The following is a 24,510-nucleotide window of genomic DNA, read 5'->3' on the forward strand; positions in this document are numbered from 1 at the left end:
AGATGACAAGTGGGAGGTTTAGTACATAAAGTCAAAAATGACTTTCCACCAGATTTTATATGGGCAAGTACATTAAAGAGGGCGCGAGAAACTGATGAAACATTTATAAAAGTTTAAAGGGCAATGGATGTACCTGTAACGTATTTTTGATTCGAAAGGCAACACAATTGATTTTTGTCTAAACAAAACAAGAAATCAAAAGGCTGCAAAGCGCTTTTTTAGGAAAGCTTTGCGGCCTTTTTATGTTTCAAAGCCACGTGTAATAACAGTCGATAAGAATCCGGCTTATTCTATAGCAATTGAGCAGTTGAAAAAAGAAAGAGCATACCTGATGGTATGCAACTTAGACAACAAAAGTACTTGAATAATATAGTAGATGGACTTGTAACATAAAATACGACTCTGTTAGGAATATATATTTTATTCTCTTTTACTTTGTTTTTGCACCAGAAACAAAATACAAAGGGATTAAGAAGAGCTAAATAACCATCAAGAAAAAATAAAGAAAGAGGAAGAAGAACGACAACGTATTCAAATACAGAAAGAGCAGTTATATAGAAAAAAGAGCTATGGAACAAATAAGACTTGTATCATGTCTATCTATTGAAACTATATTAAAAGTGAGGGCAGTTTTATGTTTATTCAAATAAGTTTGAGGTGTGGAAATGGAACAGAAGTTTATTGGAAAATGTAATCATGATGAGCTTGACTATGTTATTAAAGACTATTGGCAAGATGTATGGAATTATTCATTTATTATTACGAAAGATCCACACTTATCAGATGACATCACACAAGATGTCTTTATAAAGATTTTTAAACATTGGCATTCGTTTCGAAAGGAGTCATCTATTAAAACGTGGATATTAAAAATCACAAGAAATACAGCGGTAAACTATTTGAAATCCTCTTATTTTAAAAGGATATCTTTAGTGGGGTTTTTTAGTGACGACAAGCAGTCTTCCTCGGCAGAACAAGAGTTTTTTAAGCAAGAGGAACTAAATGAAGTGTGGGATGTTGTATTAAAACTACCTAAACAACACCGTGAAATACTAATATTGGACGCGAAATATGAATTATCTTATGAAGAAATGGCTGAAACATTAGGTGTATCAATTGGAACAGTCAAATTTAGATTAAGTCGAGCGAGAAGTAAAGTTTCAAAACTAATAGGGGAGGGTAGAAGTGATGAACAGTAAAAAAAATCCTGACTGGTATAGTAAATTGAAAAAAGGCCCAATGGAGCATCCGAAAGATGAAGAAGAATTTATTTATAAAATCAAGCAATCTATATACCAAAATAGTGAAGTAGATTCTATAACATATAAGAGACCATCTAGTAAAAAAGCATTGCCTGTTGCAGTTGTGTTGGTTTGTACAATGTTATTATTTATTGTTCAACAACCTGGGCTTGATAATAATAAATCACCGGTACAAAGTAGTACACAAATTAAACTGAAAACAAAAGATGAGTCTGCTCAAGAGCCATCATTAAAACAGTTTATGAATGATTTATCTCGAATTACAAATTCAAAAAATGAAAATGATTTGTATAGGGCATTAAATGATGAAGTTTTATTTAAAGGGAAGAGTTATAAGAAGGATGAATTGAAATTTGATGAGGATTTGTTTCATGAGTTGCAAGTCGCTCTTACAATGGGGGGGGAATTTGTAAATGATACAAAGAAAGTATATAAAGTACCAAGTGGAATGACAGAAAGTAAACAATCAAAGCGAGAACATTTTATATATGTAACTGTTACTGGAAATAAAACGAAAATTTTAGCTGAACCAAAACGAGAATCACAAGTTTTATATGAAGTATCTAATGAAATGGTAAAAGCTTGGATTCTAGAAAAAGAGCAGAATGATGGATATATAAAAATATCGACATTTAACGGTAATACTGGGTATGTACAAAAAGAGTATGTTTTAACTGATATTAAATATTTATTTGTGTTCGAAAAGGATCATGAAGGGATTTGGAAAATAATAGATATAGATTCTATATGGTAAAAGAGGAAGGTTCACTTTAATGAACCTTCCTCTTTGTTTTTATTTTCTTATTGAAGTGTATGCCAGAACTCTAAAACTTCTGCTGTAACGAGAGCAGCGATGTTTTTTTCTGAATTACTACCAGGAATAACGACAGAAATGGCGATTTGTGGATCTTCGGTAGGAGCATATGAAATGAAAAGAGAATGATTTATCATTCTTTCTTGCTCATTCGGAGAACCGGTATTACCCGTTTTACCTGCGACATGAAAGGGTAAATTTTTAATCTCCTCTATATTTTGACTCATTCCACCTTGCACAACACTCCAAAATTCCATAGGATAACGATTTGAACTTTCTAAAATTGGTTTAAACTTTTTTGTTTCCTTACCGTCCTGACTCATAATAGCACTTACGATTTGAGGTTTATACTTATCACCTTTACTTGCCAAAGTTGCTGCATATTGAGCCAGTTGAAGAGGGGTATGCACTTCATTTCCTCCCCAAGAGGCATTTAATAAAGCGGAGATTCCCTTTTCAAACTTATTAGATGGATGGAATTCATATTGTCCGTCTTCTTCAAAGGGTAAATCAATACCGGTTTTAGAACGTAGGCCGAATTGCATTAAATAATCTGTCCATATATGTGCCACTTTTTCTATATTCCCATTATTTTGGTTGAATAAGGGCAGAGCTACTTTTGCTGTCATAAATGTGTTAGATGAATTAATAATAGCCTGCCTTGGTGTAATCTCACCTGTTGGCGTTCCAGGTGCATTCGTAATGTTATTTTGATTATCATACTGAAAAGTCCCCTTATCTAAATAAGTATCTTCAGGTTGAAAAAGCTTTTCGTTTAATCCAATTAGAATAGTAAGTGGCTTTATAGTAGAGGCCATATTTACATAAGATTCACCATACTTTAATTTTTGAATTGCTTTATTTTGCGAAAGTGATTTAAAGTTTTCATCTTTAGATGATACATGTGTATGTAATGTATTTGGATTAAATACTGCCGAGTTGGCCATAGTTAAAATTGCGCCAGTTTTCACATCAGTTACTACAACATAACCAGCTTTAGCATCAGGTATTTTCTTAATTTGAGATCTTAATGCTTCCTCTGTTTTTTGCTGCAATCTCGAGTCTAAAGCTAGCCGGATATCTTTTCCTCTTTGTACTTTTTGAATGTTCCATGAGAACTTTTTATTATTCATTTTAAAAATCAGAGTTTTTCCGGGTTTTCCTTTTAAATCATTTTCATATTGAAGCTCAACCCCACTTTTTCCAACAGGTCCATACTTAGAATTAAGGTCATTTTCTACATATCCAATTAGCTGTGAACCAATTTCTTGTTTTGGATAATATCGAATCCATTCATCTTTAATTATTACATTATTGGGTTTGTTCTTGTTTATGAATATAAGTTCACTCTCATTTATGTCAGAGTATAACGGTATATCATTCATAGTCTGCTTTTTATCAGATTGTTGTAATTGTGATTTTATGTCCTCTGCAGAAATGTCATGTTGAAACTCGTTTGAAAATTGATTGAAAAAAGCTAATGTGTCTGATGTATCTTGATTCGATAGCTTTTCATCATTAGAAGTGCAATATAGAGACTTCACTTTCTTATTTGTAGCTAGTATGACCCCATTTTGATCGGAAATTTTTCCTCTTTCAGCTGAAGAAGTTGCGATAGTAATTGAAATGAAGTTGATTTTTACTAAAAGTAGTAAAATCAGACCTACAATAGAAAGAACCGCAAAAAATTTCCATCTTTTTATATGTAACATATAACCCTCCCTTATGTAGTCTATTTCATCTTATAGTTAATTATTTTTTTTGTAAATGTGGAACAATTTTATTATTTAGGTTATCTATTAAGTATTACAGCATGAAGAAAGGAATAATTAGTATGAAAAATTGCTAGCAAGTCTATTTATAAGTTTAATATGAGTCATTATACAATTTAGCATTTCTAATGTAAGCAAGAAAAAATAGAGAGAAAAACAAGATAGGAGATTTATCAATTACTCGGCTGTACCCCATGCCCATCAAGCTAATATTTTAAAGTACCCCCTAAACAAAAATTTGTGTTTTTTATAGCATCAAAGTTCATTTTTATCGTTTTAGGGGTAACCTGTTCTGTTAAGTTGATTAATGTGAGACGCTACTCCAATTAGTTCTTTAAAATCATTCATGTTTTTACTTTTGTTTAATATTTTTATCTAATTTGTCTTTTATTACCATCATAGAAACACGAATTTCATTAATATCACTATCACTTAGTCCATTAAACAATTGATTTATTTGTTCATCTGACTGAATATGAATTATATCTAGTAGTTCCTCTCCTTTTTTTGTCAAAAAGAGAAAGTTTTTTCTGCTGTCTTTTATTGAGCTTCTTTTTTCTATTAATTCTTCCTTCTCAAATCTACGTAAAATTCTGCTCATATAGCTTCTATCAATATTAAGTTCTTGTACTAGATTATTCGCAATACACTCTGTTCTTTCGCTTATTTCAAATAGTATTCGTGTTTCGGTTAATGAATAATCTGTATCTAGAATCTGGTTATTAAATAAATCAAGTACCTTTGTATAAAATCGGTTGAATTGTCTGATTTCATAAATAATTTTTTTATTCATAGATCCTCCTTTTGTTGACTAAGTCCACATTTAATATTAATATAACTGTACCCTTGAAATATGTACTTAGTCAACATTTTAGGGTTGCCATTTTCAAAAATCTATCGCAATCTTTATTAAAACCTAATTGAAGGAGATCGTATATGATTATTCGAGAAATGAAAAAAGAAGACAATGCAAAAGTAAAAGAAATTATACAAGATTCATTAAAATTACTTGGATTAGCGCTTCCTGGAACAGCTTATTTTGACCCTCAGCTTAACGACCTACACCAATATTATAATATTCTAAAACATGCGAACTATTGGGTAGTAGAAATGGAAGGAGAAGTTGTTGGTGGAATTGGTATAGCACCGTTTAACGAACATGAAAAAGTTTGCGAATTACAAAAGTTATACTTAAGTCCAAAAGCACAAGGTTTAGGGATTTCCAAGAAACTAATGGAAACAGGTTTGTCATTTGCCTCTAAACATTATGAAAAGTGTTATTTAGAAACAATGCATGAATTAAAAACTGCATGTCTATTATATGAAAAATTTGGATTTATACTTTTAAATGAACCACTACCAGGTTCTGAACACTCCACTATGAATGCATGGTATATAAAAGCCTTTTAACATTAGGTGTAGTAAACGCATCTATTAAAAGAAAAGTATTGAAGGAACTTTATTTTGACACAAATACATACATGAATTTCAACTAAGCAATAAGCAATCAATTGTTTCTCTTAAATTGGCTATTTAAAAGTGATGAAAAAAAGCTCAAATGTAGCGATAAAAGTTTCGATAAGTCTACAAAATGTAGTGATAAAACGAAGGGAAAACCATAAAAAATAGGCGTATCAAGCACAGTGTTGATACGCCTAGCATCTAAAAATAAATTCTATGATTAGAAGAGTTTGAAGGGTATGGAAATCGTGAAAATGATAAAAAACTAGTTAATTATTTTCCGAAAAAAATATATGATTAATCTAAAAAAGAATGGAGATAAAAATCTCCATTCTTTTTTAGATAGATAATTTAAGCCTTATTTAACAGCTTCTTTCAAAGCCTTTCCAGCTTTAAATGCAGGTGCTTTTCCTCCTGGGATATGCATTTCTTCGCCCGTTTGGGGATTGTGCCCAGTACGTGCAGAACGCTCACGTACTTCAAATGTACCAAATCCAATTAACTGTACGGATTCCTCTTTTTGAAGAGATTGTGTAATTTGATCTAGGACAGCTTGTACAGATGCGGTAGCATCTTTTTTAGTAAGTGATGTTTTCTCGGATACTTGGTTAATTAGTTCTGTTTTATTCATTATGAACCTTCATTAAATGATATTTATTAATTTAATTTTATAGTATGTTTTCAAGAAAGGAGCGAATTCTATATAAATATAATATTAAAAAGTTGAAGATACCCTTCCAGTTTTGGAAAAGGGGATTAGGTATTTTTACTGTAAAATCTCAACTATATAGATAGTTAAATAAAGGGAATTGTATTGTAGAGAAGTTACAAGTTACCTGGCAAAGAAAAAGCGAAGAATATACATAACTATTTAAAGTAAAATGATTTACTTAAAAAATATGGAGATGTTGTATTAGGGGGATATTAAATGAGATTGACAAATCGAGACTACAAATGTAATCTAAACATAAGATTACATTTGTAGTCTTATGTTTATTTAATGATATCCCTATTTCAAGTGATTTATTCCGATATTAAAATAGGGATTGCAAATTTAAGATTACAAATGTAGTATAAACTTCAGGATTACATTCGTAATCAAAGGGAGGAGGAAATTGGAAACGTGAAAAAAATACCTAAGATATCTGAAGCTGAGTTAGAAGTAATGAAAGTCCTTTGGTCAAAATCTCCACAAACAGCAAATGAAATAATTCAAGCTCTTGAAGGACAAATGGATTGGAATCCAAAAACAGTTAGAACATTAATCAATAGGTTAGTTCAAAAACAAGTTGTTTTTTCTCAGCAGAAAATAGGAAGAACGTACATGTATGGTCCTTTAATCTCACAAGATGAATATTTACAGGTAGAAACTAAATCTTTTATTAAGCGTTTTTACGGTGCTGCTTTGAAACCGTTGCTTGTTAATTTTTTACAAGATGAAAAGCTATCTTCAAAAGAGATCGATGAGCTCAAACGTATTCTAGATGATAAAAGTAATCAAAAAGAGGGATCATAATTATGATAAATGTGTTAATACAAACGTATCTCTCTACTTTTTTTGATTGGCTGTTAGAAACTACTATTATGGCTAGTATATTGGTTGGTTTTATCTTATGTATCAAAGTTCTACTAAGGAATCAATTAACGGCAAGGTGGCATTACGCACTATGGTTAATTCTGATTGTAAGATTACTTTTACCTTGGTCACCGGATAGTTCTTATAGCCTATACTCCATACTTTCACATGGATATGTAACTTCTACTTCTCTAATTCAGAAGGAAGCGAATGTTTCTGGTTTAAAAGTGATGAATGAACCTGCGAAGTATACTGTTAATTCAAGTGATTACAATAAATCACCAGTTGAATCGGGTTCCAAACACATATCAATATATGAAATCTGTTTATATGTATGGATGCTAGGTGTTTTTTGTTTAGGGACTTTAACACTAATTGCAAATAGACGTTTATACTTATACATACAAAAGCAACCAATTATAACAGATGAAAGAATTTTAAATATTTTCAAAAGTTGTAAAGAAACGATGTCTATAAAAGAGGATATTCCTTTGCAATTAGCCGGCAAGATTGCTAGTCCGACACTCCTTGGATTTAGAAAACCTAGAATATTATTATGTGAACAGCATATACAACGATTAAATGATAATCAGCTACGGTTTATTTTCTATCATGAATTAGCTCATTTTAAACGTAAAGATGTTGGGGTTAATTGGCTTATGCATCATTTGCTTATACTAAATTGGTTTAATCCAATCCTTTGGTATGCCTATTATTCAATGCGCGAAGATCAAGAAATTGCATGTGATGCATTGGCTCTTACCTTTATTAATTCGGAAGAAAAAATCGAATATGGGCATACAATTATTACATTATTAGAACACTATTCAAATTATTATCAAATGCCTAGTTTAGCAAATCTAAGTAAAAATAAAAAAGCATTGAAAAGGAGAATTGTTATGATTAAAAAATTCAATAAAAAATCGTATCGTTGGTCAGCTTTAGGATTGACAGCTGTATTAGGTATATCTACTTTTTCTTTAATGAATGCAAGTGCTGAGGAGCTTAAAAGTGAATCACAGGCTACAAAAAATAAAATTGAACAAGCCGCTAAACCAGAAGAAATGAATAATCTTGAAAAAAGTAAGGCAGAAGAAGTCACAAAACAATTAGAAATGGACAATCTTGAGCAAAGCAAAAAGAACACAGATATTTCAGAAGCAGCAGTACTTAAACTTACCGAGAAACAAAAGCAATATCTTAAATCTAAAGGTCTTCCATTGAAGCAAACTTCTAAAGAATCTGAAGTTACGGGGCTTATGCTAGTTTCTCTAGTGAAACCTATTGATAATGGAGATGGAACAGGATTTCAGCCAGACCATGTTGGAGAAGTTGATATAATTCACGCAGATGAATATCAAAACAAATATGGTAAAGAAGATTATGTAGCATTTGCTGCATGGGAATAAGTCTAGTTATATTACCAACAATCTAAGATGAATTTATGCTTATAATTAATAGAAAGCGTCATTCTTTTTATAGAAATCTATAGAAAGGATGGCGTTTTTATTTAAAAATGAGTTTCATTTGTTTGCTAAAAAATTTCGGTGAGATATATTTATCCATCAAGAATTATTTGGCAAGCGTATCAAAATATTAATTCTGTAGGAAAAAGTTCATAGAACACCAAAACTTGGCTTGATGGGGATAGTAAGGCAGGTTCTACTTTCATTTGTTAGATACATCATAGAATTTTATACTAAGAGGATGTTTTTCTGTACCCTATTATGTTTATTAATAAAATGTTGTCATACATGCTTTTACAGTTATAATCCGTGGTGATGAGCTTAGCCTTTAATTGTGTTGTAAGCAGTTATTAAACCTTAATCAACTATTATTTTCAATTGAATACTAAGTAATAAAATATTATGGAAATTGGTTAAAGAGTGGCTATATATCCTTATGACAAAATGCTGTAGAAAGCTTAAGAATTCTTAAGAACTTTTCCCTCTTTTTTTAAGATTTGGACGCTAGTGTATAATTATGAATTCAAACCTGTGGGTGGATTAAGTATGAAAATAATTCATTTTCTTATTTTTGTATATAATGAACCAGAAATCAGTTGGTGCAGCCCTTCCAATTTCAAGGTTTATTGGAGTCAAAAGAATTTAAGGAATTAATTTGAAGAAAGTAAGATAGAAATGTTTCAACTGTTTATGTCTTTAGTTGTCCAATACGAGAAAAAATGTGGAGGAATAATATGGAGTTAAAAATTCTTATTGTTGAGGATGATAAAGAGATTAGAAATCTTATCTCTGTTTATTTGGAAAATGAAGGTCTGAAAACTCAAAAAGCTGAAGATGCTATGGAAGCATTACAATTGTTAGAAGAAAAGGAATTTGATCTTATTATTTTAGATATTATGATGCCAAATATGGATGGTATTGAAGCTTGCATGAAGATTAGAGAGAATCGCAATATGTCTATCATTATGCTATCTGCAAAACCTGAGGATATAGACAAAAGGGTCTAGCCTCTGGTGCAGACGATTATTTATCAAAACCGTTTAACCCATTAGAATTAATTGCTAGGGTAAAATCGCAATTAAGAAGGTTTAAAAAATACAATACGTCAATAGAACATAATAAAAGCATTCTAGAAATTGGTGACTTAACCGTGAATACAGATACTCGTCAAGTATGGGTAAGGGAAAAGGAAACAAGGCTAACTCCAAAAGAGTTTGATATTTTCGAACTATTTGCCCGTAACAAAGGGATTGTCTTGAGTGTAGCAAAAATATATGAATCAGTTTGGAAAGAGATTTTTTATAAATCAGATAATACCGTCATGGTGCATATTACAAAAATAAGAGACAAAATTGAAGAAGATTCTAAACATCCCATTTATATTAAAACTGTTTGGTGAATTGGGTATAAAATATGAAGAATGTTAGTTTCAGAAATAAGATCATTATAAAACTTCTTGGTGCTGTTGCAGTTAGTTTTTTTATTTCATTTGGTTTAACAATCCTCATTTTGGTAGATGTCGTAGATCCATTATTTGTAAAATATGAAGAGTTTGGTATGTTTGAATTCAATTTAGCATTGTTGTTCTTATTCGCGTTCGCAATCATTAACTTTATAATAATTTTTTTAATATTGGTTCGAAAGAAAATAGCCTATTTGAAGCTCATTTCGGATAATGTAAATGTTATTGCAAATGGAAAACTGGGTTTGACAATTGGGATTAAGGGGAAGGACGAATTGACCCAACTTGCTCAAAATATCAACTATATGTCCAAGGAATTGGAAAATACATTTGAACAAGAAAGAAGATTAGAACGTACAAAAAATGAACTCATAACCAATGTATCTCATGACTTACGCACACCGTTAACATCTATTATTGGCTATATAGATTTATTAAAAAGAGGGCAATACAACAGTAACACACAATTACAGGAATATCTTGAAACCACGTATTTAAAATCAAAGAGATTGAAATATTTAATTGATGAACTGTTTGAATATACTCGTTTATCAGGCATCGATGCTAAGTTAAACTTTAATGAAGTCGATTTATCAGGTTTGTTGGAGCAAATAGTTGGAGAATATACTCCTATATTTGAAAAGGAAAGTTTAATTGTTCAAAAATCAATAACGGAAGAAACAATACCTATTTTCATGGATGTAGAAAAAATGGTACGTGTTTATGAAAATCTGTTTATGAATGCGATAAAGTACAGCATAAAACCTTCGAAATTATGCGTATGTCTTGAACTAATAGGTAATAAGGCAATTTTGAATGTATCGAATAAAGTCGAGAAGCCACCTGTTAGCGACCCTAATAAATTGTTTGAAAGATTTTTCAGGGGTGATAAGGCAAGAAAAAGTGATCAAGGAAATGGACTGGGACTTGCTATCTCAAAAAGAATTGTTGAACTTCATCATGGTAATATATATGCAGAATATAAAGAAGGTTGGATATCCTTTATTGTTGAACATCCAATCAAATAGATTGGCTTATGGAATTACACGTTCCATAAGCTTTTTTTTAAAACCTTAAGAATTCTTAAGGTTTTTTTCAGGGTGTTTCCTAATTTTTATAGTTTATCATGTATGTATTCAAAGCGATGTGGTGAGTGGAGAAATTAAAATAAAATTTTCTTTACAGCTTTCAATTGGATACATCGTGACAGCCTTATGGAAAAGGTAGATGCAACATGACTATTTTGTTAGTAGCAAATATGAACAGCAACTTATTTTAAAGAAATGAAAAAACAAACGTAGGAGGATATATATGACGAAACCAGTTGTAGACGTGAAAAACGTTCAAAAAGTGTACGGTAAAAAAGGTGAGAACCAATCACACGCGTTAAAAGGCGTATCATTCTCAATTCAAGAGGGGGAGTTTGTAGGAATTATGGGACCATCTGGTTCTGGTAAAACGACATTATTAAATGTAATTTCAACGTTAGATAAAGCAACGGGCGGCGTTGTTGAAATTGCGGGTACGGATATTACGAAAATGAAGCAAGGTGAGCTTTCAGATTTCCGTTCACAAAAGTTAGGATTCATCTTCCAAGACTTTAATTTATTTGAAAACTTATCTATTTATGAAAACATTGCACTTCCACTTTCACTTCAAGGTGCTTCATCACGTAACATTGGACCGAAAGTAGAAAAAGTGGCAGGTATGTTAGGAATCACAAAAATACTTCAAAAGTATCCATCTGAAGCATCTGGTGGACAGAAACAACGTTCAGCAGCAGCGCGTGCTTTAGTACATGAGCCTGCAATTATTTTAGGGGACGAGCCAACAGGAGCTCTTGATTCTAAAAATGCAGCAAGTTTACTGGATGCGATGACAAACTTAAATAAAGAACAAGGCGTATCTATTATGATGGTTACGCACGATCCATATAGTGCAAGTTACTGTCAGCGTATTTTATTCATTCAGGATGGTGAGCTATATAAAGAAATTCACCGTGGTGGTACACGTGAAGAGTTTTATAAAGAAATTTTAGATGTGCTTGCAAACTTAGGCACACAAAAAGCGTAAGGAAGGAAGTTCAATCATGTTATTTAAGCTTTCCATGTCAGGCCTAAAAAGTAAGTTGCGAGATTATATTGTTTTACTTGTTGGTCTTATTGTCTCTATTTCGACTTTTTATATGTTTCAAACGCTAGCATCCAATAAAACGTTCCTTGAATCTAACTCTTCTATTAGGGATATTGTGTCTGTATTTAAAATTGGTTCCTTTTTGTTAGCGGTTATCACATTTTTCTATATTTTATATGCAAACTCTTTCTTATCAGCTCTTCGCCAAAAAGAATTTGGTATGTATATGATGTTAGGAGCAAAAAAGCATAAAGTTACCTTACTTATGTTTATCGAAACAATCATATTAGGTGCCACATCTCTTTTGATTGGAATTACAATTGGTGTAGGACTTGCAGAAGGTATCGGTCAGTTATTAATGAAACAACTCGAGTTTACTGGTGAAGGTTATAAAGCATTTTATCCGCCATCTATCGTTATTACTTGCGTCTTCTTCTTTGCACTATTTATATTATCAGCAATTATGAATAGTATTAAATTATCGCGTATTTCTGTACTGCAACTTGTACATGCAGATGCACAAACAGAACGTGTCGCCGTAAAAGGAAAAATGACAGTTGTAGTTGCATTCCTTGGTATTCTTTTATTAGGTATTGGTTATGCATCACTGATTTATATTTCTCATGCAAATTCGCTAATTGTTTTGGGATTAATGGTCGTTGGATTAATCACAGCAACCGTTGGTACTTACCTTATATTTGGATCACTTCTCCCAGTTATGCTTAACAAGCTAAAGAGTAATAAAAAACATAGTGAAAAAGGACTAAATGCTTTTACTTTTGCACAATTAAATTTCCGCATTAATGGTCTAACAAATGTGCTTGCAACAGTAGCAATCTTAGTGGCTCTTGGTGCTGGTGGAATTGCTTGTGGTATGGCATTTAAAAACAACATCCTAAAAATGACAGATCAAATGCGAATTTACGATTCAGTCGTTCATAATCCAACAGCGGAAGAAAAGAAAATTTTGGGTGGTATCTTATTTCAAGAAAAACATGAATATCATTACAAAGTTGATGATAGGTATGTTTATTATCTTAAAGAAGATGTAGAAAAAAATCGCCCTTTCTTGCAAGGTATGAAAATAGAGAAAGTTTCAGAGGAAATACCCATTGGTGCATTTTCAATAAAAAAGGTTCAAAGAGAGACGAACACAAAACAATGGATCCAGGCTTTCAGAACGATCCAGCCAGATTATATGTATCCTGATTATGAAATGAAAATTGTAGATCAAAACATATATGATGGTATGAAGGGTAAAGAAAGTACTGTGTTTATGGGGAAAACAGATGATTTTGGATCATACATAAAAGAATGGAAAAAACTTGATGAATTACAGATAGCAAAATATAAAAATGTGAAAGCGGAAGAATTGGATAGTAAGTATCAAGCGTATATTGTGAGTCATAATTTTGCCAGCGGACTAATGTTTATGGGTTTTTTCGTTGGAGTTGCATTTTTAGCAATGATGGCAAGCTGCTTAATGTTTAAAATTCTATCCGGTGCATCCAAAGATAGTACACGTTATCAAATGCTTCGTAAAATCGGTGTTCGCCGAGAGTTATTAACACAATCAATTTATAAAGAGTTATTCTTTGTATTCTTAGTCCCAGCAATTGTGGGTATTGTTCACGTATTAGTTGGTATGAATATGTTCGGTCCGCTTTTGATTGATCCGTATTTTCGAATTTGGTTGCCACTTGTCATTTTCGTAGTGATTTACTTAATTTACTACTTGATTACAGTTCAATTGTATAAAAGAATTGTACTTCCGAAAGAAAAATAGTTTTACAAAACATATAAAATGTTATACTCAAAAAACCAGTGATATTATACACTTGTAATGATATCACTGGTTTTTTATATGGATATTTGATGGTCAATTTTACAAATTATAAAAAATTACAAGCTCAGTTTTACATTTTCCCAATAATACTTTTGTAATATTATCTTTCTTTTCCCTCTGTTTGATTGGCTTGGAACTCCATTTTTAGCGCAATACTATCCCCTTGGAAAACGTTCTGATCTGTTCCGTTATCCTCAAATATAAACTTTATCCAAAACCAATCCATTTTCCCAGGTTTACCCCCCTGTTTCAGTCCACTTAGAATGAAATACTTTTTTCGAGACAATCTCTGAACTTTGTGATTTTAGTTCTGCAAGGGTTGTCTCGTATGCAGGGCCTTTTGCAGGATCCCAATCCCAAAGAAATTGTACTTTAATATGTTTACCGAAATCTTCTGTAGTATTATTTTGTTTTACGTCATTTACAGTATAGTCTATTTTCATCATGATATCTTTAATATCTAATGTACCACTATTTTTTAAATTGAATTTCTTTAATATTTTGTCCCCAGGTTTTAAATTTTCTAAGTTAAGTGAAGTAGTTGGTTGCATAGCTAAATCCAATGTACCTGCAGCAAATGTATTATTTGTTACAACTTGATCGCTAAAATATGCATATGTTCCCCCCATCAATTAAAGATAAACCAAGAGCGGCTGAAACAACTCCAACACCTAACTTTTTTTTCAATGACATTTTTCATTCCTCCCATATCATTTTTACAATTTTTCTCCCTAATTAACTAAAATGGTCCCCTTAATACAGATATAGCATTAATTGTAATAATTTTGTATTGAAATAAGAATATTACTTATTGAGAAAATTATGTTATTATCTATCTTCTATAAATTTAATGTACCAAAAATAGAAAATTTGGTTCATAATTTGTTATCTATATAGTACTTAAAGGGATACTGCCACATCGCTATCAAGCTAAGAAAATACAACATCAATTTTATATAGTAGAGGTTATTTCTTTTTTAGACTACAGGTAGGGAATTTAAAGGTTTGCATACGAAATAAACCGGGTTTATTTTATTGAAGAATGTTGATACAGGTATGATTCTGAAAGAGCTTGCAGATGCTTCCCTCCAATATAGTGATAATAATGCACAAAATCTTATTCTTAAACAATTAGGCCGACCTAGAGAATTCCAAAACTCAATGAGAGAAATAGGAGATGCCGTTACAAATACTGAACGTTTTAAATCAGAGTTAAACGTAGTGCATCCAGGAGACGCCCATGATACTAGTACCCAAAAGTATTAGCAACTAGTCTTCAGGATTTTACGCTAGGAGATGTACTTTCAACTGAGAAACGGGATTTATTAATAGATTGGATGAAAGGAATACTACAGGAGACAACTTAATTCGTGCTGGAGTTCCAGGAGGATGGGAAGTAGCTGATAAGACTGACTCGGAATCTTATGGAATCCGAAATGATATCGCAATTATTCGATCACCAAATAATTGGATACTTTCTAAACATGATAAAGAGGATGCTAAATACGATGATAAGCTTATTGCAGAAGCAACAAAGATAGTGTTAGAAGCTTTAAAAGTGACAAATAAATAATAATAGTAATTAGTTATTAATATTTTCCCGTGTATCCGTCACAATACTGTGACGGTCTTTTTGTGTATATTAAAAAGAATCTACTTAAGTAAAGAAAAAGATAGAAACAATCTCTATTGAAATTATTAATTAAATAACAACAAATATACGCTTTATTGGATACTTATTGCATTTAAAGGGGGAGGTAAGATATCATCTTTTTACATAAGTAAAATATTAAATAACAAATGAACTTTAAAAATTACCCCTAAATTAAAGGAGATTACGAAATGAATACAATCATGATTGTAGAAGATGATATGAAAATTGCTGAATTACTGGGAACTCATATTAAAAAATATGGATATCAAAGTGTTATTATAGAGGACTTCGAAAATGTCTTAGATATATTTCAAGAGATAAAACCAGATATAGTGCTATTAGATGTGAATTTACCTAATTTTGACGGTTATTATTGGTGTCGTAAAATACGAGCTATTTCTACTTGTCCAATTGTATTTCTATCTGCAAGGAGTGGAGAGATGGATCAAGTTATGGCTTTAGAAAATGGTGGTGATGATTACATTACAAAACCTTTTTATTATGAGGTTGTAATGTCTAAAATTCGTAGTCAACTCAGAAGAGCATACGGTGAATATGCTCCTAAAGTAAAAGAACGAATAGTTGAGCAATCGGGATTATTCCTGTTCCCAGAAAGAATGGAACTTCAATTAGATGATAAGACAATTCTACTTACTAGAAAAGAAACAACTTTATTAGAGATATTGATAACAAAGTCTCCGCTCCTTGTAAAACGTGAAGTGATTTTAGAACAATTATGGGATAGTTCATATATAGACGAAAATACATTGAGTGTAAATATAGGTAGAATTAGAAAGAAACTGCAAGATTTAGGTATCGAAAACGCATTGGAGACGGTTCGTGGTGCTGGATATCGTTTGCATGCTACTTGGAAAAAGGAAGGAAAGGAATAATGAAATTATTTTTACAAGAACATATTCCACTTATTTTTTATACATTTGCCCAATTGCTTATCATTCTTTTTATATATTGGTTTGATGGTTATCCACATGTTTTGACAGCATTATATTCTGTGTTTTTGGGTGTTTTTTTATTAATGGGTTATTTAATATATCGTTATTATAGTCATCGTTCATTCTACAAACGTCTATCAACACCAATGGAAACTTTAAATGAGTCAATAAAAGATAGTGATTTGACTCCATTATCAATGGCCTTAGAAACATTACTACAATCTCAATATCAATATTATCAAAACCAATTAAAAAAATGGGAACGAAAACAACAAGAGCAAATGACTTTTATGAATCAATGGGTTCATCAAATGAAAACACCTATTTCTGTTATTGAGTTAATTACACAAGATGCAGAAGACTCACGATTTGACAGTATTAATGAAGAAACGGAAAGAATCAAAAAAGGACTAGAAATGGTCTTATATGTTGCTCGTTTAGAAACATTTGAACAGGATTTTCATGTAGAACGATTGCAATTATTGAGAATGCTTGATTCTGTTATTCATGAAAATAAACGTCTGTTTATACGTAGTTATGTGTATCCAGAAGTAAAAGTAGATCCGAGTCTTATTGTAGAAACAGATAAGAAATGGTTTCGATTTATACTTAATCAACTACTGTCAAATGCAATTAAATATTCATCAAGTAAGAAAGGGAAAGTAATAGTATCGGCGTATTCAAAAGGACGAGCAATTATTTTGGAAGTAAGAGATTATGGAGTGGGCATTCCTACCGCTGATTTGCCACGTGTTTTTAATCCATTTTATACGGGAGAAAATGGTAGGAAATTTAAGGAGTCTACGGGAATGGGGTTATATCTTGTTAAAGAAGTATGTGAAAAATTAAATCATAAGATTGAGCTAGAATCTGAGGTAGGTAAGGGAACAAAAGTTAGAATCGTATTCCCATATGCCTCTCGTTAACCGATGAAAGAAAGATTATTCATCGGTTTTTTTCTTTTGAATCTTACAAACTTGTTAGATAAATGTTAGGGAAATCGATAGGGGACATACTAAATATAGGTTACACTTCATGTATCGAAAAGAGAAATGGAAGGTGAAATACTTGTGGAGATACTACATGTTTCAGATTTAGGGAAGGTTTATCCTGGGAAAATTTCTTATACAGCATTATCCCATATTGATTTAAAAATAAACAAAGGTGAATTTGTAGGGATTATGGGACCATCTGGGAGTGGTAAAACAACGCTATTAAATATGGTTTCTACTATAGATGCTCCAACGTCAGGAGAAGTATTAATTCATGGAGAAAATCCATATCTGTTATCTCCAGATCAGTTGTCTTTATTTCGAAGACGTGAATTAGGGTTTGTTTTTCAATCATTTAATCTCCTTAATACATTGACAGTGAAAGAAAATATTGTTCTTCCACTTACACTTGATGGTGTAAGCCCTAGAGAAATGGAAGGGAAAGTGGAAGCTATTGCTAAAAAACTAGGGATAACTGAAATATTAGATAAGCGTACGTATGAAATTTCTGGTGGCCAGGCACAAAGAACAGCAATTGCACGAGCTACTATTCATAATCCAAAATTATTACTTGCGGATGAGCCTACAGGAAATCTGGATTCAAAATCTGCTTGTGATGTGATGGAATTGTTGACAAGGCTTAATAAAGAAAATAGCACAACGATGATGTTAGTGACACATGATGCAATGGCTGCAAGTTATTGTGATCGCATTGTGTTTATCAAAGATGGACAGTTATACAATGAGATTTATTGTGGCGATAATCGCAAAGTATTCTATCAAAAAATCCTAGAGGTTCTAGCATTATTAGGAGGAAATGCAAATGACTTTTCGACAGTTCGCATTTAATAACGTCATTCGAAGTAAACGAACATATTTGGCTCATTTTTTAAGTAGTACGTTTGCTATTATGATTTTCTTTACTTATGCATTACTTGCATTTCATCCTAATTTACAAGGTGACCTTGCTGCCAGTGTAACAATCAATACATTTGCAAAGTCAGGATTAAAGATATCACAGGGGTTAATATTTTTCTTCTCATTCTTCTTTATCCTATATTCTGTAAGTGCATTTTTAAAAACAAGAAAAAAAGATTTTGGAATTCTAATGCTACATGGGATGTCACGTTCACAGTTGAATAAATTAGTATTTATTGAAAATATAATAATTGGAATCACTTCTATTTTAACAGGAATTACAATTGGAATGGCGTTCTCAAAGTTTATCTTAATTATGAGCAACAATCTGCTAATGATTGATAAAGGACTCCCATTTTACATGCCCTTTAAAGCAATTGGAATAACATTTGGTGCTTTCTTCTTATTATTTTTACTTATTTCAATTTTCACTTCTCGACTAGTAAATGTAGAGCAATTAGTAGAATTAATAAAAGCAGAAGAAAAGCCAAAGCCTGAACCAAAAGCATCCCTTTGGCTATCTTTGTTCACATTAATTTGTATTGGATTAGGATATACAGCTGTTTTCCATAGTGTTAACGCAATTCATTACAAGGATGTGAAATATGTATTATTCATGATGGCGATAGGGGTGAGCTTTGTTGTACTTGGAACGTACTTCTTATTTACACAACTCAGTGTGTATGTGTTACGTGTATTAAAGAAAAAGGAAAATATTTTCTTTAAGAAAACAAACATTCTCACCATCTCAGATTTAGTATATCAATTAAAAGATAATGCAAAAATGTTTTTTATGGTCACTATTATATCTGCTGTTGCCTTCACTGCAGTGGGGACTTGTATGGGTTTAGGTAACTCATCCATGGCTGAATCGGATAGCCCTTTTGCATTTTCTTATCGGTCTTATAATAATAACAATTTAGAAAAAGAGCATATAAAAACGATTGAAAGTGAACTCAATGATGGCGGTTTTAATTTCAAACGGGTGACTTATTCAATTAAACAAATTTCGGATACCATTTATGACAGTAATATTTTATTAAGTGTTATAAAAATAAATGATTATAATAAGTTAGCTGAGGCATTTGGTTTTGAAAAAGAAAGCTTAAAAGATGATAATGATAGTTTTGTCATACCATCAAGAAAAGTTATTAATACAAAATCTAATCGAAATAACTTTCAATTGTTGCATGGAAATATAAAAAAAGCTATGCATGTAAATAAAATACTAACGCCAAAAGAACTACAAGATACAAACATAACGACAATTATTATTCCGGATACTGTATATAATCAAATGATTGTGGATCCAGAGAGTCACTACGGTCAATTCACCATCAATGGTTTTGTTGTGAAAGATTGGGAGAAAACAAAAAAAGTTGCTGGAAAAATCTTGGCTTCCTTACAGAAAGGGAATAAAGATATAAATGATCCTTCGGTATACAACGAATCATATCAATTTTCGGCTTTAATTTTTACATGGATAGCTATGAAGCAAGGTTTTGGACTTGCATCTATCATGAGTGTATTAATAGGTATTGTTTTCTTTACATTTGCTGCAAGCTTTTTATATTTCCGATTATATACGGACTTAGAACGAAATCAGCAGCAATATAAAATGATAGCAAAAGTTGGTTTAAGTAAACCTGAATTAAAGAAAATTGTGACACGTCAACTTGCATTACTATTCTTTTTACCCATTGTAATAGCAATTACACATAGTGCCGTAGCTTTTATGGCGTTGCAAAAGTTAGCTGATTTTTCAGTCTTGGGTAGTTCCGTTATAGTATTGGTTTGTTTCTTAGTTTTACAAATTATATACTTTTACTTTGTTCGATCTCAATACTTGAAAAAAATGTATAAAACGATTTTTTAATTCAAATATAATTAAAAGAAGGAGAATATAGATTGAAAAAAAGAATTGGATTTTTAATAGTAGCTGGTATTTCGATTACGATATTAGGAGCATGTTCATTATTTGGTGCAAAAGACTCTCCGGCAAATGGAATTTCAATAGAAGTAGGAGAGATAAACGAACAAGCAAGAAACTCTATAATAGACTTGTACAAAGATATAACAACCTCGCAAGACTTATATCAATTAAAAGAAGGGTCTATAGATAATAACAAGCTCAACTTAAAGCTCCCGACACAGTTTGGGGATGCTGGGGCAGATACTCCTAGTAATTTACTATTTATTAGTAGAACAACTGCTGAAAAAATGAATAAAAAAGGGCTCATACGTGAAAGGGATAATGACGAGGGGCTTCTATCTTCAGTCCCTTTTGATTATTTACCAAAAATAGGAAAATATGAAACTATCATATTTGCAAATAAAGAATATAAGGACTTAAAAGAAATAACATATGACGGGAAAAAAATGAGTACTAAGTACGAAGGTGATGTATGGCTAGCGCCATATCGTGGTGGATCCAATGAAATCCTAATAATTGTAGATGATACTTTATTTAAAGAAATAAATGGGAAAGAAAAAACAAGACAATTTCTATCTTTTAATAAATCTTTTGGGAATCTTAATTTAGTCAACCAGGGGAAAGAACCAGAATTAACAAAGGAAATAAATAAATTGAATACGGCTTTAGGCACTGAGGGGAAGGGAGCCGTTGAATTTGTAACTATTACAGAAAAGTAAAAAATTACGTCTATATGGGTAAAAACTGGTCACCATCAAGTTAGGAAAAATAAATACACCAAAACGAAAAAACTCACTTCTTATCTGAAAAAAGATGAAAAGTGAGTTTTTTCGCTTAGCATGATAATGTTCCAAAACGCTGATGGTATTACATGTCTATCAAGCTAAGATTGGATTTTCTATGAAATTCCATTTCTCGTTGTTGTACCCCTATTAAAGTTTCGGTTCCGTTACTATAAAAACTTGAATTTCTTCCTCATATTTAAGTGGAACAAATTTATTACTTAAATTGTCTATTAAATGTAATCCTAAAAACTTAGTGCCCAAACATGATACATTGAGCCTGGTTTGACATCTATTTTAAGTACTGCTAAACACGAAAGGACTGATTATCTTGAAAAGTACAAGGATGTTAAAAATAGGGATGTGTGTTGAAGTATTAAGTTTAAGTCTTGCAAGTGTAAAACTTTTTACAGGTGAATCATTTTAGATGGAAGCAAAAGAAAAAGTAGAGAAAACTAAATATGCAAATCATACGCCTCATTGAGCACTCACGCAACTTGAGAAAAGTTCGACGCTTGACTGGGTTACTATCCAATCGACGCTGATACAAAATGGGCAGTTCCCTATCGATTACCTTACGAACGGTTTGTTTATGCATCTACCTTTAAGGCTCTAATTGCAGGGGCATTTTTACTACAAGATCCAATTGACAAATTAGGCGATATTTTCACTTGTACAAAATATGATTTAGTCAAGTATTCACCAATTACAGAGAATCAAGTGGATACCGGTATGACTCTTGGGGGAAATTGAGGAGAAAGATATTCATTATAGTGATAACACAGTGGGGAACATTTTATTAGGAAAATTAGAAGTCGATTCTTTTTTTACATCAAAAGAATCGTTTTTTACATTCTTTTCATTACGATTATGCTAACAAGAACCATTATATTAGACGAGTAATGTAAGAACTCACTATTACAAATATTAGATAAAGTGCAAAGAGATGAGGAACAGCTCACAATTTTCTTGCTTTAAGGGACAGCATTATTATACAGAATAGAGATGGAATAGTTAGTTCAAGAGTTAATCTAAGTTTTATAATCTATAGATTATAAAACTATGTACTGTTTCTGATTAGCACACTTTTTAAATATAAGTATATTTCTGAAGGTAACCTCAATAATTTTAAGTAAATCAACAGGAGAATTGAAAGGCAGGAGAAAGTAGCATGTCAGAAAATTATCGTTCTCGAGAGGAGCGACGACAAGTTAAAAAGAAAAAACAACTAGCAGCTAAAAAACAAAAACCAAAAGGTAAAACATCATTTTTTCGTAAGTTTTTAATTAGTTGTTTATTACTTGGTATTGTAGGGTTAGTCGCAGGGGTTGCTACTTTTTTCGTTATGATTAAGGATGCGCCAAAACTTGAGAAAACAAAACTTGTTAATCCGTTATCCTCAAAAATTTATAATAAAGATGGGAAATTGATATATGAATATGGGAAAGAAAAACGAACAAATATTATGTATGATCAAATTCCTAAATTAGTAGAAAATGCATTTTTAGCGGCAGAAGATGCACGTTTTTATGAGCATAGAGGCGTTGACTTTAAAGGTACTACACGTGCAGTTTTAGTCAGCCTAAAAGGGGATTACGGCTCTCAAGGTGGAAGTACGATTACACAGCAAGTTATTAAAAATTATTTCTTATCAATGGAAAAAACGTCAAAGAGAAAGGTACAAGAAATATATTTAGCGTATAAGCTAGAACAACAGTATTCAAAACATGAAATTTTAGAAATGTATTTAAATAAAGTTTACTTAGGCAACCGTTCATACGGAATCGCAACAGCAGTACAAAATTACTATGGTAAGGAATTGAAAGATTTAACACTACCAGAAGTTGCGATGCTTGCGGGTTTAATGAAAGCGCCTAATAGCTATGATCCAACGAAAGAACAAAATATCAAAAAAGCAACAGAAAGAAGAAATGTTGTACTTGAATTAATGAATCGACATGGTTATATTACAAAAAAAGAAATGGAAGAAGCATCAAAAGTGCCAGTAACAGAAGGACTTAAGAAAGCAACTGAACAAAAAGAAATGCCATATCCTGCTTTTATGGATGCGGTTGTGAAAGAAGTTGAAAAAGAGTTGCCAGATGCTAATATTGGATCTGACGGTTTAGAAATTTATACAACATTAGATCCAAAGGCACAAGATTTTGCGGACAAGCTTTTAAATGAAAATATTATTAATTATCCAAATGAGAAATTCCAAGGGGCTTTCACATTTATGGATACGAAAACTGGAGAAGTTCGTGCAATTGGTAGCGGACGTGGTGAAAATAAAGCTGTATTTAAAGGGCATAATATAGCAATTGAATTAAATCGCTCAGCAGGTTCAACGATGAAACCAATTTTTGATTACGCTCCTGCAATTGAATATTTAAAATGGGCTACTTACCATCAAATTGATGACTCTCCATTTAAGTACTCAACGGGACAAGAAGTTAGAAATGCTGATAGAAAGCATTTAGGACCAATTACAATGCGTGATGCATTGAAAACTTCCCGAAATATCCCGGCTATTAAAACTGCAAAAGAAGTAGGAATTAATAAATCAAAAGCTTTCTCTGAAAAGCTAGGTATTACATTTAATGTAGCACCGACCGAATCAACAGCGATTGGTACAAATGAAGCGTCACCAACTGAAATTGCAGGCGCTTATGCGGCATTTGGTAATGATGGTAAGTATACGAAACCACATTTTGTTAAGAAAATCGTTTATCCAGATGGTACATCAAAAAACTTTGAGCAAAAGCCAAAACGAGTTATGAAGGATTCTACAGCATATATGATTACTGATATGCTTCGTACTTTTGTTTCATCTGGATTAGGTACAACAGCTAATATAAGTTCTTTAGATATAGCGGGTAAAACAGGTACAACAAACTATTCTTTAGAACAAATAGCACAATATAATCTACCAGAAAGTGCAACTCGTGATAGTTGGTTTGCTGGTTATACACCACAATATACGATGGCTGTATGGACCGGATATACAAAGGATAGTAAAGATGATTATATTAGTAGTAAAAATACGAAAATTGCTCAATTGATTTTTAAAGAAATGATGAGTAAGTTTACTACAGATAAATCGCAATTTAAAATGCCTAACAGTGTGGTTCAAGAAGGTAGCGAATTACGTATTAAAGGTGAGAAGCGTGATTCGTCTCTAAATACGAAAATAGCAAATACAACTGAACAGCCGAGTGAAAATAAGCAAAAAGAAAAGCAAAAGAAACAAGAAGAATTAAAGAAATCAGAAGATCAAAAGCAAAGTGAGCCAAACAGTGGTAGTGTCGAAGGAAATACAAAGCCGCAAAACAATGGTAGTGGTGAAGGAAATACAAAGCCGCAAAACAACGGTAGTGTCGAAGGAAATACAAAGCCACCAAACAATGGTAGTGGTGAAGGAAATACAAAGCCACCAAACAATGGTAGTGGTGAAGGAAATACAAAGCCACCAAACAATGGTAGTGG

The 24,510-nt window shown here is 31.9% G+C and carries 17 protein-coding genes and 4 pseudogenes; 17 read left to right on the plus strand and 4 right to left on the minus strand.

From position 1 onward, the window contains the following. Positions 1–93 precede the first annotated feature (93 nt). The 3 genes and pseudogenes from MR115_RS17470 to MR115_RS17480 form a co-directional block, all read left to right on the plus strand. Positions 94–378: pseudogene (locus MR115_RS17470) on the plus strand (DDE-type integrase/transposase/recombinase); the annotation flags it as partial. 287 nt (positions 379–665) lie between these two features. Further along, entirely contained in the window at positions 666–1,199 is a 534-nt protein-coding gene (locus MR115_RS17475) for an RNA polymerase sigma factor (RefSeq protein WP_242242129.1), read from the plus strand. After that, on the plus strand, positions 1,189–2,016 hold the full coding sequence (locus MR115_RS17480; RefSeq protein ID WP_242242130.1) for an SH3 domain-containing protein: 828 nt from the start codon (positions 1,189–1,191) through the stop codon (positions 2,014–2,016). The genes MR115_RS17475 and MR115_RS17480 overlap by 11 nt, the downstream gene beginning before the upstream one ends. Positions 2,017–2,063: 47 nt before the next feature. On the opposite strand, the gene MR115_RS17485 is transcribed toward MR115_RS17480, so the two are convergent. Both MR115_RS17485 and MR115_RS17490 read right to left on the minus strand, forming a co-directional pair. Further along, on the minus strand, positions 2,064–3,788 hold the full coding sequence (locus MR115_RS17485; protein WP_242242131.1) for a peptidoglycan D,D-transpeptidase FtsI family protein: 1,725 nt from the start codon (positions 3,786–3,788) through the stop codon (positions 2,064–2,066). A gap of 412 nt (positions 3,789–4,200) precedes the next feature. Next, complete coding sequence (locus tag MR115_RS17490; protein ID WP_242242132.1) at positions 4,201–4,641, minus strand: MarR family winged helix-turn-helix transcriptional regulator; 441 nt, start codon at positions 4,639–4,641, stop codon at positions 4,201–4,203. A gap of 143 nt (positions 4,642–4,784) precedes the next feature. Here MR115_RS17490 and MR115_RS17495 point away from each other — a divergent pair, with 143 nt between their 5' ends. Then, positions 4,785–5,258, plus strand: coding sequence for a GNAT family N-acetyltransferase (locus tag MR115_RS17495; RefSeq protein WP_242242133.1), 474 nt, complete (start codon positions 4,785–4,787; stop codon positions 5,256–5,258). Between the two features lie 409 nt (positions 5,259–5,667). On the opposite strand, the gene MR115_RS17500 is transcribed toward MR115_RS17495, so the two are convergent. Then, positions 5,668–5,940, minus strand: coding sequence for an HU family DNA-binding protein (locus tag MR115_RS17500; protein ID WP_242242134.1), 273 nt, complete (start codon positions 5,938–5,940; stop codon positions 5,668–5,670). A 492-nt stretch (positions 5,941–6,432) separates the two neighbouring features. Between MR115_RS17500 and MR115_RS17505 the strand changes: the two genes are divergently transcribed. The 6 genes and pseudogenes from MR115_RS17505 (at position 6,433) to MR115_RS17530 (ending at position 13,732) form a co-directional block, all read left to right on the plus strand. Further along, the gene (locus tag MR115_RS17505; protein ID WP_242242135.1) at positions 6,433–6,825 is read left to right on the plus strand and encodes a BlaI/MecI/CopY family transcriptional regulator; all 393 of its coding nucleotides are present in this window, start codon (positions 6,433–6,435) and stop codon (positions 6,823–6,825) included. 2 nt (positions 6,826–6,827) lie between these two features. Further along, positions 6,828–8,294, plus strand: coding sequence for a M56 family metallopeptidase (locus MR115_RS17510; RefSeq protein WP_242242136.1), 1,467 nt, complete (start codon positions 6,828–6,830; stop codon positions 8,292–8,294). Positions 8,295–9,085: 791 nt separating this feature from the next. Further along, a pseudogene (locus MR115_RS17515) lies at positions 9,086–9,750 on the plus strand (response regulator transcription factor). A gap of 14 nt (positions 9,751–9,764) precedes the next feature. Next, a complete protein-coding gene (locus MR115_RS17520) occupies positions 9,765–10,841 on the plus strand; it encodes a HAMP domain-containing sensor histidine kinase (protein WP_242242137.1) in 1,077 nt (358 codons plus the stop codon). A 283-nt stretch (positions 10,842–11,124) separates the two neighbouring features. After that, complete coding sequence (locus MR115_RS17525; RefSeq protein ID WP_242242138.1) at positions 11,125–11,886, plus strand: ABC transporter ATP-binding protein; 762 nt, start codon at positions 11,125–11,127, stop codon at positions 11,884–11,886. A 16-nt stretch (positions 11,887–11,902) separates the two neighbouring features. Then, positions 11,903–13,732, plus strand: a complete 1,830-nt coding sequence (locus tag MR115_RS17530; RefSeq protein WP_242242139.1) for an FtsX-like permease family protein — start codon at positions 11,903–11,905, stop codon at positions 13,730–13,732. Between the two features lie 160 nt (positions 13,733–13,892). Here MR115_RS17530 and MR115_RS17535 read toward each other — a convergent pair. Then, a pseudogene (locus MR115_RS17535) lies at positions 13,893–14,485 on the minus strand (TasA family protein). Between the two features lie 345 nt (positions 14,486–14,830). Between MR115_RS17535 and MR115_RS17540 the strand changes: the two are divergent. From MR115_RS17540 to MR115_RS17570, 7 genes and pseudogenes are all read left to right on the plus strand, one after another. Continuing rightward, positions 14,831–15,365 (plus strand): annotated as a pseudogene (locus tag MR115_RS17540) (serine hydrolase); the annotation flags it as partial. Positions 15,366–15,634: 269 nt separating this feature from the next. Beyond that, the gene (locus MR115_RS17545) at positions 15,635–16,339 is read left to right on the plus strand and encodes a response regulator transcription factor (protein WP_242242140.1); all 705 of its coding nucleotides are present in this window, start codon (positions 15,635–15,637) and stop codon (positions 16,337–16,339) included. Continuing rightward, positions 16,339–17,325, plus strand: a complete 987-nt coding sequence (locus MR115_RS17550; RefSeq protein ID WP_242242141.1) for a sensor histidine kinase — start codon at positions 16,339–16,341, stop codon at positions 17,323–17,325. The genes MR115_RS17545 and MR115_RS17550 overlap by 1 nt, the downstream gene beginning before the upstream one ends. Positions 17,326–17,469: 144 nt before the next feature. Continuing rightward, positions 17,470–18,240, plus strand: a complete 771-nt coding sequence (locus MR115_RS17555; protein WP_097957896.1) for an ABC transporter ATP-binding protein — start codon at positions 17,470–17,472, stop codon at positions 18,238–18,240. Next, a complete protein-coding gene (locus MR115_RS17560; RefSeq protein ID WP_242242142.1) occupies positions 18,215–20,185 on the plus strand; it encodes an FtsX-like permease family protein in 1,971 nt (656 codons plus the stop codon). The genes MR115_RS17555 and MR115_RS17560 overlap by 26 nt, the downstream gene beginning before the upstream one ends. 32 nt (positions 20,186–20,217) lie before the next feature. Next, positions 20,218–20,961 (plus strand): lipoprotein BA_5634 family protein, encoded by a 744-nt coding sequence (locus MR115_RS17565; protein WP_242242143.1) that lies wholly within the window; start codon positions 20,218–20,220, stop codon positions 20,959–20,961. A 1,234-nt stretch (positions 20,962–22,195) separates the two neighbouring features. Continuing rightward, a partial coding sequence (locus tag MR115_RS17570; protein ID WP_242242144.1) for a transglycosylase domain-containing protein occupies positions 22,196–24,510 on the plus strand: 2,315 nt, incomplete at its 3' end.

Origin of the sequence: Bacillus cereus group sp. BfR-BA-01309, from assembly GCF_022664315.1 — a bacterium.
Lineage (GTDB): Bacteria > Bacillota > Bacilli > Bacillales > Bacillaceae_G > Bacillus_A > Bacillus_A mobilis.

Coding starts and splice junctions, on each gene's coding strand:
- MR115_RS17550 (WP_242242141.1), top strand. CDS start 16,339: ATGAAATTATTTTTACAAGAACATATTCCACTTATTTTTTATACATTT.
- MR115_RS17520 (WP_242242137.1), top strand. CDS start 9,765: ATGAAGAATGTTAGTTTCAGAAATAAGATCATTATAAAACTTCTTGGT.
- MR115_RS17510 (WP_242242136.1), top strand. CDS start 6,828: ATGATAAATGTGTTAATACAAACGTATCTCTCTACTTTTTTTGATTGG.
- MR115_RS17545 (WP_242242140.1), top strand. CDS start 15,635: ATGAATACAATCATGATTGTAGAAGATGATATGAAAATTGCTGAATTA.
- MR115_RS17530 (WP_242242139.1), top strand. CDS start 11,903: ATGTTATTTAAGCTTTCCATGTCAGGCCTAAAAAGTAAGTTGCGAGAT.
- MR115_RS17560 (WP_242242142.1), top strand. CDS start 18,215: ATGACTTTTCGACAGTTCGCATTTAATAACGTCATTCGAAGTAAACGA.
- MR115_RS17495 (WP_242242133.1), top strand. CDS start 4,785: ATGATTATTCGAGAAATGAAAAAAGAAGACAATGCAAAAGTAAAAGAA.
- MR115_RS17525 (WP_242242138.1), top strand. CDS start 11,125: ATGACGAAACCAGTTGTAGACGTGAAAAACGTTCAAAAAGTGTACGGT.
- MR115_RS17480 (WP_242242130.1), top strand. CDS start 1,189: ATGAACAGTAAAAAAAATCCTGACTGGTATAGTAAATTGAAAAAAGGC.
- MR115_RS17490 (WP_242242132.1), bottom strand. CDS start 4,641: ATGAATAAAAAAATTATTTATGAAATCAGACAATTCAACCGATTTTAT.
- MR115_RS17500 (WP_242242134.1), bottom strand. CDS start 5,940: ATGAATAAAACAGAACTAATTAACCAAGTATCCGAGAAAACATCACTT.
- MR115_RS17475 (WP_242242129.1), top strand. CDS start 666: ATGGAACAGAAGTTTATTGGAAAATGTAATCATGATGAGCTTGACTAT.
- MR115_RS17485 (WP_242242131.1), bottom strand. CDS start 3,788: ATGTTACATATAAAAAGATGGAAATTTTTTGCGGTTCTTTCTATTGTA.